Source organism: Streptomyces morookaense (assembly GCF_013030945.1).
In the GTDB taxonomy this organism is placed as follows: domain Bacteria; phylum Actinomycetota; class Actinomycetes; order Streptomycetales; family Streptomycetaceae; genus Streptomyces; species Streptomyces morookaensis.
Genome location: NZ_JABBXF010000002.1, coordinates 132,838 through 147,592 on the forward strand (window position 1 = coordinate 132,838; position 14,755 = coordinate 147,592).

14 protein-coding genes are annotated in these 14,755 nt (G+C 74.3%); 9 read left to right on the forward strand and 5 right to left on the reverse strand.

The genetic code is table 11. From position 1 onward, the window contains the following. Positions 1 to 42: 42 nt before the first annotated feature. Positions 43 to 1,173: an EfeM/EfeO family lipoprotein gene (locus HG542_RS01485; RefSeq protein ID WP_229922773.1), complete on the reverse strand. Its 1,131-nt coding sequence runs from the start codon at positions 1,171 to 1,173 to the stop codon at positions 43 to 45. 143 nt (positions 1,174 to 1,316) lie between these two features. Further along, entirely contained in the window at positions 1,317 to 1,997 is a 681-nt protein-coding gene (locus HG542_RS35900) for a nuclease-related domain-containing protein (RefSeq protein ID WP_171078120.1), read from the reverse strand. Between the two features lie 434 nt (positions 1,998 to 2,431). Here HG542_RS35900 and HG542_RS01495 point away from each other — a divergent pair, with 434 nt between their 5' ends. The 3 genes from HG542_RS01495 (at position 2,432) to HG542_RS01505 (ending at position 5,825) form a co-directional block, all read left to right on the forward strand. Beyond that, positions 2,432 to 3,097: a DUF4142 domain-containing protein gene (locus HG542_RS01495; protein ID WP_171078121.1), complete on the forward strand. Its 666-nt coding sequence runs from the start codon at positions 2,432 to 2,434 to the stop codon at positions 3,095 to 3,097. Between the two features lie 4 nt (positions 3,098 to 3,101). Further along, entirely contained in the window at positions 3,102 to 4,124 is a 1,023-nt protein-coding gene (locus tag HG542_RS01500) for a DUF1996 domain-containing protein (RefSeq protein ID WP_190076280.1), read from the forward strand. 129 nt (positions 4,125 to 4,253) lie between these two features. Beyond that, entirely contained in the window at positions 4,254 to 5,825 is a 1,572-nt protein-coding gene (locus HG542_RS01505; protein WP_171078122.1) for an alpha/beta hydrolase, read from the forward strand. A gap of 54 nt (positions 5,826 to 5,879) precedes the next feature. Here the strand turns inward: HG542_RS01505 and hemQ are convergent, their stop codons facing one another. Next, positions 5,880 to 6,596 carry a hydrogen peroxide-dependent heme synthase gene (hemQ, locus tag HG542_RS01510; protein ID WP_171078123.1) on the reverse strand — a complete coding sequence of 239 codons (717 nt, stop codon included), beginning with the start codon at positions 6,594 to 6,596 and terminating at the stop codon, positions 5,880 to 5,882. A gap of 10 nt (positions 6,597 to 6,606) precedes the next feature. After that, positions 6,607 to 8,031, reverse strand: coding sequence for a protoporphyrinogen oxidase (gene hemG / locus HG542_RS01515; protein ID WP_171078124.1), 1,425 nt, complete (start codon positions 8,029 to 8,031; stop codon positions 6,607 to 6,609). 111 nt (positions 8,032 to 8,142) lie between these two features. Between hemG and HG542_RS01520 the strand changes: the two genes are divergently transcribed. Genes HG542_RS01520 through HG542_RS01530 form a run of 3 tightly spaced genes read left to right on the forward strand, consistent with a single transcriptional unit; the run spans position 8,143 to position 10,563 of the window. Then, positions 8,143 to 9,336, forward strand: coding sequence for a thiolase family protein (locus HG542_RS01520; protein WP_171078125.1), 1,194 nt, complete (start codon positions 8,143 to 8,145; stop codon positions 9,334 to 9,336). A gap of 58 nt (positions 9,337 to 9,394) precedes the next feature. Next, positions 9,395 to 10,060 carry a protocatechuate 3,4-dioxygenase subunit beta gene (pcaH, locus tag HG542_RS01525; protein ID WP_171078126.1) on the forward strand — a complete coding sequence of 222 codons (666 nt, stop codon included), beginning with the start codon at positions 9,395 to 9,397 and terminating at the stop codon, positions 10,058 to 10,060. Beyond that, on the forward strand, positions 10,060 to 10,563 hold the full coding sequence (locus HG542_RS01530) for a peptidase associated/transthyretin-like domain-containing protein (RefSeq protein WP_229922774.1): 504 nt from the start codon (positions 10,060 to 10,062) through the stop codon (positions 10,561 to 10,563). The genes pcaH and HG542_RS01530 overlap by 1 nt, the downstream gene beginning before the upstream one ends. Before the next feature lie 48 nt (positions 10,564 to 10,611). Here HG542_RS01530 and hemE read toward each other — a convergent pair whose 3' ends face one another. After that, entirely contained in the window at positions 10,612 to 11,676 is a 1,065-nt protein-coding gene (gene hemE, locus HG542_RS01535) for a uroporphyrinogen decarboxylase (RefSeq protein WP_171078127.1), read from the reverse strand. A gap of 91 nt (positions 11,677 to 11,767) precedes the next feature. On the opposite strand from hemE, the gene HG542_RS01540 reads away from it, so the two are divergent. The 3 genes from HG542_RS01540 (at position 11,768) to HG542_RS01550 (ending at position 14,722) form a co-directional block, all read left to right on the forward strand. Further along, positions 11,768 to 12,430 carry a DUF3000 domain-containing protein gene (locus HG542_RS01540; protein ID WP_171078128.1) on the forward strand — a complete coding sequence of 221 codons (663 nt, stop codon included), beginning with the start codon at positions 11,768 to 11,770 and terminating at the stop codon, positions 12,428 to 12,430. Between the two features lie 277 nt (positions 12,431 to 12,707). After that, positions 12,708 to 13,367 (forward strand): response regulator transcription factor, encoded by a 660-nt coding sequence (locus HG542_RS01545; RefSeq protein WP_086571339.1) that lies wholly within the window; start codon positions 12,708 to 12,710, stop codon positions 13,365 to 13,367. A gap of 77 nt (positions 13,368 to 13,444) precedes the next feature. Then, positions 13,445 to 14,722, forward strand: a complete 1,278-nt coding sequence (locus tag HG542_RS01550) for an HRDC domain-containing protein (protein WP_171078129.1) — start codon at positions 13,445 to 13,447, stop codon at positions 14,720 to 14,722. Positions 14,723 to 14,755: the final 33 nt, after the last annotated feature.

A 14,755-nucleotide genomic window follows, 5' to 3' on the forward strand; every position in this document is an offset into this window, starting at 1 on the left:
CCCAAGCACCGTCCCCGCCCGCAGCCGCCCCCGGCTCCCCCCTCATGCCGTTCTCCGCGGCTCGCACAGTGCCGCCACCTCCGCCAAGCGCTCCAGCACGTCGCCGAGTTCGGCATCCACACGCTCGCGGTCGGCACGCGCGAGCCGCAGCGGGGGTGTCCACCTGCCGCCCCGGCGCTGCGCGTCCAGCGTGCGCTGCACGCGGTCCAGCCGGCGGTCCAGCAGCGGCAGCCCCGCGTACCGGCTTCTCAACAGCGGTCGCAGCCGGGCGAGTACGGCACGGGTGCCGTCCACGTCGGCCCGGACGGTGGCGAGGCCTGTGCCGCTGCCGTAGTCGGTGCGGCCGGTCAGTTCCTGCCGGAAGGCGTCCTCCAGGATCTCGTGTGCGCGGCGCGGCAGGTCGGCCGGATCCATGCGGGTCCGGTCCTCCCGTGTGCGCAGGGTGCGGACGTCCGCGGCCAGCCGCCGTGCGGCCCGGCGCAGGCCGGGGCCGCTTTCGCCGTGCCACAGGCCGTACTCGACGCGGTGGAAGCCGGTGAAGCGCGGGTCGTGCACACCGCCGGGCAGGCCGGCCGTCGTGCGGTCGACGGTCTCGCCCGCCGCACCGAACGCACCGTAGGCGGCGCCGAGCCGCGCGTAGGCGAGGTGGGCGGAGAGCCAGGCCGCGCGGGCCGCATCGCGGTCCCCGGCGGCGACGGCCGCGCCGAGGGCGTCGGTCCGTGCCGCCAGGTCGTCCAGCTGCCGGGCCGTCCGACGCTGATAGTCCAAGGTCGGCGGGACCAGGTCGTGCCGGGTGACGGGCACGGCGGCGGGACCGCCGGCCCCGGCGCCGCCGATCCGCACGGTGGGGCCGGTGACGGCGTCCGCGTCCTCGTGCAGGCAGACGAACGCGTACGCGCCGGGACCCAGCCGGGCCCGCAGCTCCCGGACCGTCCCCGGTCCGAGCCCCTCCACCTCGCCGAACACCGCTCCCGTGCGGGCGTCCTGCAGGCGCACGTCCGCCGCCGTGGCGGAGATGTTGTGCAGGGCGAAGTCCTGCATCCCGGCATACGGGCGGGTCCAGCCCGTTCCGCAGCCGCCCGGCGAGACCTCGACGGCGTCCGCCCCCGGCAGCCACGCCGCGGCCACGGCCAGTGCGCACACGGCCGGCACCAGGGAAGAGGCAACGGGCACTCCGGGGGCTCCCCACACGGTCTGCGGCAGACGTCAACATCAGGCTGACGGCGGCCCATGCTAGGCACCGCCCCCGCGGCACCGGGCCTGCCTGCGCCGTGCGGGGCGGGAACGCCCCCGTACTTCACCCGTCCGACGTCACGTCATGCGGCCGTCCAGACACGCCGGTTACGAGCCACCGTGTGGATCCGGTCGACCCGCTCCGGGTGCAGCACACCGCCCAGCGCGCCGAGCCCCTCGACCTCCGGCTCGCGCAGCACCCGGACGTCCTCCGACGCCTCCGCCCCGTCCACCCCCGTGGCCCCGGCCAGCACCAGGACCGGCTCCACCTGCACCGTGAAGCGGCAGCCGTACGAGAGCACGTGCGCGGACCGCACGGCGCACTGCCGGGCCCGGCGGACGCAGGGCCGCGGGCGCTCCCGCGGGACGCGGACCATGGCGTCGTCCACCCGGACCCGGGCCCTGCGGGTCTGCTCGTCGGTGATGCAGAAGACGCCGCCGGGGCCGATGAGCAGGTGGGATATGACCGCGTCGCCCGGCAGGGCGATGGAGTGCACCACCTCCCAGCCGCCCGCGGTCAGCCCGTCCAGCCGGGCCCCGACGAGCTGTTCGGCCGCGAGCGAGCGGCGCCAGTCGTCCTCGACGGGGCGGCGGCCGAGGAGCCGGGCGAGCAGCAGGCCGGCGCGCCCGGTGCGGGAGCCGTCGAGGCGCGAGCGAAGCGTTTCGCCCGGGCGGTTGGGGGCGAGATCGTCGTCGGGTGGCAGGAAGAGCCTCTCGGGGTCGTAGCGCCTTCCGTTCGCGCTGCTCTTCGTCGGCTCGTACACGCCCATCACCCCCACCCGCCATATTGCCGCAGAAGCGCGGGAACCAACCCATTCGGCCGGCCGTTGGACAGGACGAGGCCCCGCGACTCCCCCCGTTCGCGGGGCCTCACCAGTGCCCGGCCGGGACGGCGAACCGAGCACCGTACCAACGGGCCTTCCCCGCGCGGGTCCTCTTGCCCGCGCAGTGACGCAGCACACATCCGCGCGTCGAACATCTGCAACCGGGTCGCACCCCAGGTCAGCCCCGCCTTGCCGGCCCGGCCGGGCTGCCGGGGCCCGGCGAATGCCCTCGGGGATCAACCCCGGACGTCTAGCGTGCGGTGCCGCCGCATCAAGCGGGCCCGGCGAATGCAGTGCGTCAACTGCGGGCCCGTCGTGGCTCGTCGCGCAGTTCCTCGCGCCCCTTCGAGGCGCGATCATGCTCAGGAGGCGCCATGCGTTCCCGCACCGGAACCGGTCTGCTCGTCGCCGCCCTGGCGGCGACCCTGGCCGCGCTGCTCTTCCCGCTCTGGACCTACCACCCCCGCACCGGAACGGTCACCGTCGGCCTCGCGGCGGGGTCCGTCCCCACCCGCTACGGGCCGCTGTCCGCCGCGGACCGCGACTTCGTCACCCGCGTCCGGCAGGCCGGCCTGTGGGAGATGCCGGCCGGGCAGCAGGCCATGGCGCGCGGCACGACGGCGGCCGTGCGGCACGCGGGCGAGCACCTCGTGGAGGGCCACTCCGCGCTCGACAAGCACGTGCGCGACGTGGCCGGCCGGCTGGGGCTCTCCCTGCCCAGCCAGCCGACCGCCGAGCAGCGCGACTGGCTCACCCGGCTCGACGCCGCGCAGGGCGACGCGTACGACCGGGAGTTCGCCAACACCCTGCGGCTCGCGCACGGCAAGGTCTTCGCCCTCGTCGGGCAGGTGCGGGCGGCCACCCGCAACTCGGCCGTGCGCGAGCTGGCCGACGACGCCAACGCGACCGTCCTCGACCACATGAAGGTGCTGGAGGACACGGGTCTCGTCGACTTCGACGCCCTCGCCTCCCGGCTGCCCCGGCCGCCGGTTCCTGCACCGGATTCCCCCTCCCCCTCGTCCTCCCCCTCGGAGAAATGAGCCCATGCCGACCCACCACCGCCGCCGTCCCGGCGGCACGCACCTGGTCCTCGTCGCCTTACTGGCCCTGCTCGGCTCGGCGGCCGCCTTCGCCGCCGTCACCGGCAGCGCCTCCGCCCACCAGGCACCGTCCAGTGTGCCGTCCGCCACCGACAACGGCCCCGGCCACGCCCACGCGGGCCCCTCCCCCGCCGACTTCGCCGACATCCGCCGGGCCCCCCGCGACGCCCCCGCCCCGGCACCCGGCCCCGAGGCGTCCACGGGTACCTTCACCGCCCGCTGCGGCCGCAACGGGAACGGCCACCGCAACCCGGACAACTTCATCGTCACGCCCGGCGTCGCGAACGGCGCCCACCACGTCCACGACTACGTCGGCAACCTCTCCACCGACGCCTTCTCGACGGACATCTCCCTGCAGGCCTCCGGCACCACCTGCGCCCGGGGCGACAAGTCCGCATATTTCTGGCCTGTACTCCGCGACGTCCGCGGCTCCGGCGGACAGAACTCCGGCCGCATCCTCACCCCGGACAGCGTCGCCCTGACCTTCCGCGGCAACCCCGCCGCCCCGGTCACCGCCATGCCCGAGGGGCTCCGCGCGATCACCGGCGACGCCAAGGCGTTCACCGCGGGGACCGCGAACGCCCGGGCCCGCTGGGGCTGCACCGGCGTCGCCGGGCGGCACTTCACCGACCGGTACCCGCTGTGCCCGCGCGGCAGCCGGGTCGTCCGGCTGCTGGACTTCCCCAGCTGCTGGGACGGGCAGCACCCGGACAGCGCGGACCACCGCTCCCACCTCCGCTTCCCCGATGCCGCGTCAGGCCGCTGCGCAGCAGGCACCGTTGCCGTGCCGCAGCTGCGGATGGAGCTCGCCTACACCGTGCCGCGCGGCCCGGCGTTCGCCGTCGACAGCTTTCCCGAGCAGCTGCGCAAACCCGTCACCGACCACGCGGACTTCGCGGACGTCATGCCGCGGCAGCTGATGGCGACGGTCGTGCGCTGCATCGACGAGGGCCGCCGCTGCGGCTGACGGAAGGCCCTTCCCCGTCCCTCAGGTCTCTTCGGGCGCATTGGCCCGACATCGCGGGACGGTGCTTTACTTCGCCAACCGCCATCCCAATTATCCCCTTTATCGCACAATCATCGGAGGGATGGCCCCGTGAAAGCAGCAGCCCTGTACGGCACGATCGGCTCACTGATCCTCACGGGGTTCACCGGCCTCCCCGCCGTCCCGGCCACCGCCACCGGCACCGCGCCCCCGGGCAGCACCGCCGCCGAGGCCCGCGGCGAGACCGTCGCGGCCCAGCGCGCAGCGGTCCGGGGCATCGACTTCGACAGCTGCCCGGCCGTCGAAGGACTGCCGGGCACCGTCGAGTGCGGCACCGTCCTGGTCCCCCTGGACTACGCCCGCCCCGACGGCCGGCAGATCAGACTCACCGTCAGCCGCCACCGCGCCACGGGCGAGGACCGGCAGGGCGCCCTGGTGTTCAACCCGGGCGGGCCCGGCGGCAACGGCATGTTCTACCCGCTCATCGCCGGCCTGCCCGCCTGGCGGGACGTGGCCGAGGCGTACGACATCGTCGGCTACGCACCGCGCGGCGTCGGCCGCTCCGCCCCCGTCTCCTGCGCCGACGCGGCAGGCTTCGACGGCGGGCCCAGCGCCGCCCCGGAGCACCCGTCGGCCGCGTTCAAGAAGAAGCAGATCGCCCAGGCCCGTTCGTACGCGGCGGGCTGCGCGCGCCGGAACGGGTCGTCCCTGCGGTACTTCACGAGCATCAACAACGCCCGCGACCTCGACGTCCTGCGGGCCGCCCTCGGCGAGAAGAAGCTCAACTACGTGGGCGCCTCCTACGGCACCTACTTCGGCGCCCTGTACGCGACGCTCTTCCCGGGGCACGTGCGCCGCATGGTCTTCGACAGCGTGGTCAACCCCGATCCGCACAAGATCTGGTACGGCAACAACCTCGACCAGTCCGCCGCCTTCGACCGGCGCTTCGGCGACTGGCGCCGCTGGGTGGCCCGCCACGACACCGTCTACCACCTGGGCCGCCGCCCGGAGCAGGTGCTGGCCGCGTACGAGAAGGCGAGCAGGCAGCTGGAGCACCACCCGGCCGGCGGCGTGGTCGGCCCCGGCCAGCTGCAGGGCGCACTCCTCAAGTCCGGTTACAGCGACAGCCATTGGGCGCGCGACGCCCGGGCGCTCTCCGCCTACGTGCACGGCGACGAGGGGCCGCTGCTGGCCATCGCCTCGCCACCCGACGCGAACACCGCGGCGTCGTCGGAGAACGAGAACGCGGTCTACACGGCCGTCGAGTGCAACGACGCGGCCTGGCCCAGGTCGTGGGAGGTGTGGGACAAGGACAACACCCGGCTCGCCAAGCACGCGCCGTTCGAGACGTGGAGCAACGCCTGGATGAACCTGCCGTGCGCCTTCTGGCAGGGCCCCCGGCAGCGGGTGGTCGACGTCGGCGTCGGGCGCCGCTCCGCCCTGCCGCCCACGCTGCTGCTGGCCGCCGAACGGGACGCGGCCACGCCGTACCGGGGGGCGCTGGAGCTGCAGAAGAGGCTGCCGGGGTCGGCCCTGGTCACCGAGCGCGGTGCGGGCACGCACGGCATCGGCGGCGGCCCCAACGCGTGCGTCAACCGGTACCTGGACACCTACCTGCTGACGGGACGCCTCCCCGCCCGCCGCGTGTACTGCGCACCGCGCGCGGAGCCCCGCCCGTCCTGAGAACGGCCGAGGGGCCCGGGAGCGGCGCGCTCCCGGGCCCCTCGGCGTTCGGCCTTACGCCAGGCCCGCGATCAGGTCCGCGACGGCCTTGCGGCGGCCGGTGTAGAACGGGACCTCCTCGCGCACGTGCATGCGCGCCTCGGATGCACGCAGGTGGCGCATCAGGTCGACGATCCGGTGGAGGTCGTTCGCCTCGAAGGCCAGGATCCACTCGTAGTCGCCCAGCGAGAACGACGCGACCGTGTTGGCCCGCACGTCCGGGTAGCCGCGGGCCATCTTGCCGTGGTCGGCGAGCATGCGGCGGCGGTCCTCGTCGGGCAGCAGGTACCAGTCGTAGGAGCGGACGAAGGGGTACACGCTGACGTAGTCGCGCGGGGTCTCGTCGGCGAGGAACGCCGGGATGTGCGACTTGTTGAACTCGGCGGGCCGGTGCAGGGCCATGTTCGACCAGACGGGCTCCAGGGCGCGGCCCAGGTTCGTCCGGCGGAAGCGGTTGTAGGCGTCCTGGAGGGCGTCCGCGGTCTCGGAGTGCCACCAGATCATGACGTCGGCGTCGGCCCGCAGCCCGGACAGGTCGTAGGTGCCGCGCACCGTGACGTCCTTCTCGGCGAGCTGGGCGAAGAGCTCCTCGACCTCGTCGGCCCAGCCCGCCCGGTCCTGCGGGAGTACGTCGCGCAGCTTGAACACCGACCACAAGGTGTAGCGGATGACCTCGTTGAGGTCCTTGGCCTTCTTGCCGGCGTTCGGGGTCTTCACAGGGGCGTCAGTCATGTCCCTATTCTCACTCGCCGCCCTCGTCGCGCGCCGTCAGGGTGGCGAGTACCTCGCCGGCGGCCTGCTGTCCGCTGGAAATGCAGGCGGGGATGCCCACCCCGTCGTAGGCCGCGCCGCACACCCGCAGGCCGGGCAGCCGGGAGACGTGGGCGCGGATGCGGGTGACACGGCCGAGGTGGCCGACGGGGTACTGCGGGAGTCCGCGGTCCCAGCGGGTGACCCGGCTGTCGACCGGGGCCGCCGCGAGGCCCACGGCCTCGCCGAGATCCTTGAGCGACAGCGATACCAGATCGGCGTCCTCGCGGCTCAGGTCGTCTTCATCGCCGAACCGCCCGATCGAGGTACGCAGCACGAAGAGGCCGGGGTCGGCCTCCGCGTTCCAGCGCCACTTGTTGCTGGAGAAGGTGGACGCCTTGATCGTCCGCCCGTCGACGGGCGGGACGAGGAAACCGCTGCCCTGCAGCAGCCCCTCGACGTCGGAGCGGCGGAAGGCCATGGTGACGAGCGCCATGGAGGCGTACTCGACGGCGGCGAGCTCGGCGGAGGCGGCCGGGGACGCGTCCGCCAGCAGGGCCGCGGCGGTGGGCGCGGGTGCGGCGAGCACCACGGCGTCGGCGGCGAGCACGCCCGCGTCGGTCGTCACGCTCCAGCCGTCCGCGCCGCGGGCGAGCGAGCGGACGGGCGTGCCGGTGCGGATCCCGCCCCCGGCGGCGCGCACGGCGTCGGCGGCGGCGAGCGGCAGTTGCCCGATGCCGCCCTCGATGCCCTGGAAGACGGGACCGGCCTGTTGCGGTGCGCTCGCGGCGCGCGCCTGCAGGGCCTGTACGGCCTCGGTCAGCGTGCGGTGCGTGCGGACGGCCTCGAAGAGCTGGGGCACGGCGGCGCGCATCGAGATCCGGTAGGCGTCGCCCGCGTAGACGCCGCCCAGCAGGGGCTCGACGAGCCGGTCGACGACCTCGCGGCCCATGCGCTCGGCGACATGGGTGCCGATGGCGACGTCCTCGCCGACCTCGGTGGGCGGCAGTTCCGCGTCCCGGGCGATCCTGGCGAGGCCCTCGGCGGAGAAGACGCCGGAGGCGGCGAGCGCGGCCGGGTCGCCGGGGACGCCCATCATGTGGCCCTGCGGCAGCGGCCGCAGGCCGCCGCGGGTCCACAGCATCGCGGTGGCGGCGGGCGGCTGCAGCCGGTCGCCGAGGCCGACGGCGCGCGCGAGGCCGACGGCCTCCGGCCGCCGCGCCAGCACCGATTCGGCGCCCAGGTCGACGGGCATGCCCGCGATCTCGCCCGCGTGCAGCTTGCCGCCGACCCGGCCGGAGGCTTCGAGGAGCGTCACCCGCACCCCGCCCTCCAGCAGCCGGAGGGCCGCTGCCAGCCCCGAGATTCCGCCGCCGACGACGACCACATGCCGCGAGGAGGTGTGCGCTGCGCTCATGGGTCCACTGTCTCAAATCGCCGTACGGCCGCGGTCGGCAACCCCATTGACAGCCACCGGTCCCCGGCCGAGACTCGCGCGCAGCGATCAACGACCGTTTACGGAGACCCCATGACCGACCGCATCCGGGATGTGTACATCGTCGACGCCGTCCGCACGCCCGTCGGCAAGTACGGCGGCGCGCTCGCGGGCGTCCGCCCCGACGACCTCGCCGCGCACGTCGTCCGCTCCCTGGTCGGCCGGTCGCCGGCGCTGGACCCGGCCCGCATCGACGACGTCGTCCTGGGCAACGCCAACGGCGCGGGCGAGGAGAACCGGAACGTGGCCCGCATGGCCGTGCTGCTCGCCGGGCTGCCCGTGTCGGTGCCCGGCGCGACCGTCAACCGGCTGTGCGCGTCCGGGATGGAGGCCGTCGTGCAGGCGTACCGCGCGATCGCGCTCGGCGACGCGTCGGTGGTGATCGCGGGCGGTGTGGAGTCGATGAGCCGCGCCCCCTGGGTGCTGCCCAAGCCCGAACGGGCCTTCCCTGCGGGGCACCAGGAGATGTACTCGACCACGCTCGGCTGGCGGATGACCAATCCGGCCATGCCGCCGCAGTGGACGGTGTCGCTGGGCGAGGGCGCCGAGCTGATCGCCGAGAAGCACGGCATCGGCCGGGCCGAGCAGGACGCATTCGCGCTCGCCAGTCACCAGAAGGCGGCGCGGGCGTGGCGGGAGGGCGCGTACGCGGCCGAGGTGGTGCCCGTGCCGGGGGTGTCGCTCGCGCGGGACGAGTCCATCCGCGACGCCACCTCGCCGGAGGCCCTCGCCGCGCTGAAGACCGCCTTCCGCAGGGAGGGCGGCACGGTCACGGCGGGCAACTCCTCGCCGCTGAGCGACGGTGCGGCGGCGCTGCTGCTGTGCGACGAGGACGGGTTGCGCGAGACGGGCCGCGAGCCGCTCGCCCGGGTGCGGTCCACTGCGGTCACCGGCATCGAGCCGGACCTGTACGGGCTCGGGCCGGTGGACGCGGTGCGGCGGGCGCTCGCCAAGGCGCGGCGGTGCTTCGCCGAGGTGACGCACTTCGAGCTCAACGAGGCCTTCGCCGCCCAGGCGCTGGGCTGCTTCGCGGAGTGGCCCGACCTCGACCCGGGCATCGTGAACCCGCGCGGCGGCGCCATCGCCGTCGGCCACCCGCTGGGCTGCTCGGGCGCCCGGCTGACCGGTGCCGTCGCCCACCAGCTGGCGGCCGCGGGCTCGGGCACGGGCCTGGCGGCGCTGTGCATCGGGGTGGGGCAGGGCCAGGCCGTGGTCCTCGAACGCTGACCCGAACTGACCGGAAACCGGCGGCGGATGAGCGGTCCGTCAGGGGTAGGGCTCAGTCATGACGGCACCTCAACCTCTGACGGAACAGGCAACCCCGCGCTACCGCGGGCTGGAGAACCGGCGCCCGCAGCGGCCGCCGATACCGTTCGTCCCCGACCCGGACGCCGTCGAGGCGGCCGGGCCGGTCTTCGGCACGGCGGACGTGGGCCCGTTCGACGCCGACCTGACCCGGCAGCATCCGGGCGAGCCGATCGGCGAGCGCATCGTCGTGGCCGGGCGGGTCCTGGACGGACAGGGCCGCCCGGTCCGCGGCCAGTTGCTGGAGCTGTGGCAGGCCAACGCCGCGGGCCGCTACGTCCACCGGGGCGACCGGCACGCCGCGCCCCTCGACCCCAACTTCACCGGCACGGGCCGCTGTCTGACCGACGACGAGGGCTGGTACCGCTTCACCACGATCCGCCCGGGGGCCTATCCCCTGGAGGAGTGCGCGAACACCTGGCGGCCGGCGCATCTGCACTTCTCGGTGTTCGGCACGGCGTTCACCGAGCGCCTGGTGACGCAGATGTACTTCCCGGGCGATCCGCTGCTGGCGTACGACCCGGTGCTGCACGCGGTCCCCGACCCGGCCGCCCGCCGGTCCCTGGTCGCCGCGCACGACCCGGCGCTCGACGAGCCGATGTACGCGCTCGGTTACCGCTGGGACATCGTGCTGGGGAGCCGCTGATGCCCGCGACGCCCTCGCAGACGATCGGCCCGTACTTCCACATCGGCCTGCCGCCGTTCCCCGGCGGCAGCGACCCCGCACCCGCCGGGCACCCGGACACCGTCACCGTGCACGGATACGTGCGGGACGGTGCGGGGCAGCCCGTGCCGGACGCCCTGCTGGAGTTCTGGCAGGGCGGCGCCGGCTTCACCGGCTTCGCCCGCGTCCCCACCGACGACGACGGCCACTACACCCTGCGGACCCTGCCACCGGGCGGCGCGCCGTACGTGGCGCTGTGCGTCTTCGCCCGGGGCCTGACCCACCACCTGTTCACGCGCGTCTACTTCACGCTGCCGGAGAACGACCCGCTGCTGCGAACGGTCCCGAGGGAGCGACGCGGCACACTGCTGGCGAAGCCGGATGGGGCGGGGTACCGCTTCGACGTACACCTACGGGGCGAGGCAGAAACAGTGTTCCTGGAACCCCGTGCCCCGAAGGGGCGCCGGGGGTACCCCCAGCGGTAGCTGGGGGAGGAACTGCGCGAGCAACCCCCACCGGCCCGCAGCTGAAGATCAGCGCGAGGTCTGCTCGTGCACGTAGGCAACGAGCCGGGTCAGCGCGTCAGGGTCGGTGTTGGGCATCACACCATGCCCGAGGTTGAACACGTGCCCCTCCAGACCCCGCGCAGCGTCCAGCACCTCGCGGGTCTTGGCCTCGACGGCCTCGGTCGGGGCGAAGAGGACGGCCGGGTCGAGGTTGCCCTGCAGTGCCTTGCCGGGGCCGACGCGGCGGACGGCCTCGTCCAGCGGGACGCGCCAGTCGACGCCGACGACGTCCGCGCCGGCCTCGCCCATGAGACCGAGCAGCTCGCCGGTGCCGACGCCGAAGTGGATGCGCGGCACGCCGTAACCGGCGACGGCGTCGAAGACCTTGGCGGAGGCAGGGAGCACGTACCGGCGGTAGTCCGCGGGGGCGAGGGCGCCGGCCCAGGAGTCGAAGAGCTGGACTGCGCTCGCGCCCGCCTCGATCTGGACGCGCAGGAACGCGGCGGTGATGTCCGCGAGCCGGTCGACGAGGTCGCGCCACAGCTCCGGGTCGCCGTAGATCATGGCCTTGGTGCGCTCGTAGCTGCGCGAGGGCCCGCCCTCGATGAGGTAGCTGGCGAGCGTGAAGGGGGCGCCGGCGAAGCCGATGAGCGGGGTGCTGCCCAGCTCGGCGGTGAGCATGCCGATGGCCTCGGTCACGTACGGGACGTCCGACGGGTCGAGCGTGCGCAGCCGGTCGAGGTCGGCGCGGGTGCGCACCGGCTCGGCGACGACCGGGCCGACCCCGGGCTTGATGTCGAGGTCGACACCGATGGCCTTGAGCGGCACGACGATGTCGCTGTAGAAGATGGCCGCGTCGACGCCGTGGCGGCGGACGGGCTGCAGGGTGATCTCGGTGACGAGCTCGGGGCGCATGCAGGAATCGAGCATCGGGATGCCCTCGCGGACCTTGCGGTACTCGGGCAGCGAACGCCCCGCCTGCCGCATGAACCAGACCGGCGTGTGCGGGACGGCTTCGCGCCGGCACGCCTTCAGGAAGGCCGAATCGTGTGCCGCGGTGCGGCCCGTCTGCTGCTGGCTGCGCTCACTCATGTCCCAAATCTTCGCACGGGCCGAACGAGTGACCCGCCCATGTGGGTGTCCCTACCCGGAACCGCGCGTCCTTCCGCCTAGTCTTCCGGGCATGGCTGCGGCGCAGGGACACCTCTCGGACGGTCCGGACGACGCGGATGGGGAGGGCATCCCGTCCGTCTTCCGGCAGGCGGTCGCGGGGCTCCAAGGGGTCCGGCTGCGGCCGGAGATCGAGCTGGACGCCACTCCTCCCCCGCAGCGGCTCGCCCCCTTCTCGTACGCGCTGGAGGCGGCGGTCGTCGTGGACGACGAGGAGCTGGCGGACGGCCGGCTGATCCTGCTGCACGACCCGGCGGGCCACGAGGCGTGGGGCGGGACGTTCCGGCTGGTGACGCTGATCCACGCCGACCTCGAGGAGGAGATGGCGGAGGACCCGCTGCTGCCCGAGGTGTGCTGGTCCTGGCTGACGGGCGCGCTGGAGGCGCGCCGGGTGCCGTACGCGGCGATCAGCGGGACGGTGACGCGGGCGAGCTCGCACTACTTCGGGGGGCTGCAGGAGCGCGAGCCGTCGACGCGGATCGAGATCCGGGCGTCGTGGTCGCCGGTACGGCCGGGGCCGGCGGTTCCGGCGTCGGGGCAGGGCGTGCCGGACACGGCGGCGCATCTGTCGGCGTGGTGCGACCTGCTCTGCCAGATCGCGGGGCTGCCGCCGGGCGGCGCCCCGGAGGCGGGTGTGGTGACGCTGCCTCAGCGCCGGGGCCCGCAGAGCCGCTGAGCCGCCGATCCGTTGATTCGCCGAGGGACCGCCGGACTGTTCCGGCGGTCCCTCGCGTCGTTCACGTTCGTCAAGGAATCGTGTTCCGGTACCGCTGATCGGGCATCCCTGATAGGGCAATCGTCTCAATTGCCCGAATTGTTACTCACCAATTCGTGATCATTCCCTAAAGCCGGGCCGTTTGAGTGCCGAAGGACCTTGTGACCCTTCCTGCACGGATCGCCCGGCTTATCCCCAAAGTCGGCACCCGTCCCCGCCACTCCCCCATGGAGGCCTGGTGTCCGTTCTCCTCGAGCAACCCGCGAGCCTCGCCTACCGCCCGAACAAACCGACGGCCATGGTCGTCGTCGCCGACCCCCGGGTCCGCTCCACGGTCACCCGCCACCTGTGGGCCCTGGGAGTGCGCGACGTCATCGAGGCCTCGTCCATCGCGGAGGCCCGCCCGCGCATCGGCAACCCGCGCGACATCTGTGTCGCCGATGTCCACCTCCCGGACGGTTCCGGGCTGACTCTCCTCTCCGAGACCCGCGCCGCCGGCTGGCCCAACGGCCTCGCCCTGTCCGCCGCCGACGACATCGGCGCCGTGCGCAACGCCCTCGCGGGCGGCGTCAAGGGCTACGTCGTCACCGGAACCCGTACCAACCTCGGCGTCCCCGGCCGCCCCGGAGCCGCCCCCATCGGCTCCGCCGCCGCCCGGATGCAACGCCGCCCGCCCGGGGCGCCCGGGCACCCGGGCGGCTACCGCGAACTGTCCGGCCGTGAGGTCGAGGTCCTGCGGCTGGTGGCGGAGGGCCAGTCGAACAAGGCCATCGGCGTCTCGATGGGGCTGTCCGCACTCACCGTGAAGAGCCACCTGGCCCGGATCGCCCGCAAACTGGGCACCGGGGACCGGGCCGGAATGGTCGCCGTGGCACTGCGCACCGGCATCATCCACTGACCCCGCCCGACCGCACCGCGCCCGTCGCCGGAACGTTCCGGCGACGGGCGCTTGCCATGCACGGATACCCTTGACCGGTGACCGACGCCCAAGACACCGCAGCAGAAGCGACACTGCGAACCCCCGGGGGCGCCCCTCCGGCCGACGTCGAAACGGCGCCGATCCCCCTGTTGGAGCCGCGTGAGGGCATTCCCCCGGTCGTCGCCGACCCCGACGCCCTGGCCGATGTCGTCGCCGCCTTCGCCGCGGGCACCGGCCCCGTCGCCGTCGACGCCGAGCGGGCCTCCGGCTACCGCTACGGCCAGCGCGCCTACCTCGTCCAGCTGCGCCGCGAGGGCGCCGGCTCGGCCCTGATCGACCCGGTCGGCTGCCCCGACCTGTCCGCCCTGGGCGACGCCGTCGCGGACGCCGAGTGGGTGCTGCACGCCGCCACCCAGGACCTGCCGTGCCTGCGCGAGATAGGGATGGTGCCGACGCGGCTGTTCGACACCGAGCTCGCGGGCCGGCTCGCGGGCTTCGCGCGGGTGGGGCTCGGCGCCATGGTCGAGAACGTCCTCGGGTACGCCCTGGAGAAGGGCCACTCCGCCGTCGACTGGTCCACCCGCCCGCTGCCCGACCCCTGGCTGCGCTACGCCGCGCTGGACGTGGAACTCCTCGTCGACCTGCGCGACGCCCTGGAGGCGGAGCTGGAGCGGCAGGGCAAGCTGGAGTGGGCCCGGCAGGAGTTCGCCGCCATCGCCGCCGCCCCGCCGGCCCCGCCCCGCAAGGACCCCTGGCGCCGCACCTCCGGCATGCACAAGGTGCGCCGGCGCCGGCAGATGGCCGTGGTGCGGGAGCTGTGGAACGTGCGCGACCACGTCGCCCAGCGGCGCGACGTCTCGCCGGGCAAGGTCCTGGGCGACGGCGCGATCGTCGAGGCGGCGCTGAACATGCCGCCGAATACCCACGCCCTGGCGGCCCTGCCCGGCTTCGGGCACCGGATGAGCCGCAAGCAGCTGGAACAGTGGCAGTCGGCCATCGACCGGGCCCGGGCGATCCCGGAGGCGGAACTCCCGCAGCCCGGCCAGCCGCTCACGGGCCCGCCCCCGCCGCGCGCCTGGGCGGACAAGGACCCGGTCGCGGCCGCCCGGCTGCTGGCGGCGCGGTCCGCGGTCTCCGCACTGGCCGAGCGACTGACGATGCCCCAGGAGAACCTGATCACCCCGGACACCGTGCGCCGGCTGTGCTGGGAGCCGCCGAAGGACCCCACCCCGGAGGCGGTCGCCGAGGTCCTCGCGGCCCACGGCGCCCGCCCCTGGCAGGTGGAACAGGTGACTCCGGTGCTGGTCACGGCGCTGCGCACGGCCGCGGCCTGATCCTCCTCACCCGACGGGCCCGGCCCCGCCCCA

Bases quoted from the DNA above. Each gene is read 5' to 3' on its own strand.
- pcaH (WP_171078126.1), top strand. From the start codon at position 9,395: ATGACGGCACCTCAACCTCTGACGGAACAGGCAACCCCGCGCTACCGC.
- hemE (WP_171078127.1), bottom strand. From the start codon at position 11,676: ATGAGTGAGCGCAGCCAGCAGCAGACGGGCCGCACCGCGGCACACGAT.
- HG542_RS01495 (WP_171078121.1), top strand. From the start codon at position 2,432: ATGCGTTCCCGCACCGGAACCGGTCTGCTCGTCGCCGCCCTGGCGGCG.
- hemQ (WP_171078123.1), bottom strand. From the start codon at position 6,596: ATGACTGACGCCCCTGTGAAGACCCCGAACGCCGGCAAGAAGGCCAAG.
- HG542_RS01500 (WP_190076280.1), top strand. From the start codon at position 3,102: ATGCCGACCCACCACCGCCGCCGTCCCGGCGGCACGCACCTGGTCCTC.
- hemG (WP_171078124.1), bottom strand. From the start codon at position 8,031: ATGAGCGCAGCGCACACCTCCTCGCGGCATGTGGTCGTCGTCGGCGGC.
- HG542_RS01540 (WP_171078128.1), top strand. From the start codon at position 11,768: ATGGCTGCGGCGCAGGGACACCTCTCGGACGGTCCGGACGACGCGGAT.
- HG542_RS01520 (WP_171078125.1), top strand. From the start codon at position 8,143: ATGACCGACCGCATCCGGGATGTGTACATCGTCGACGCCGTCCGCACG.
- HG542_RS01530 (WP_229922774.1), top strand. From the start codon at position 10,060: ATGCCCGCGACGCCCTCGCAGACGATCGGCCCGTACTTCCACATCGGC.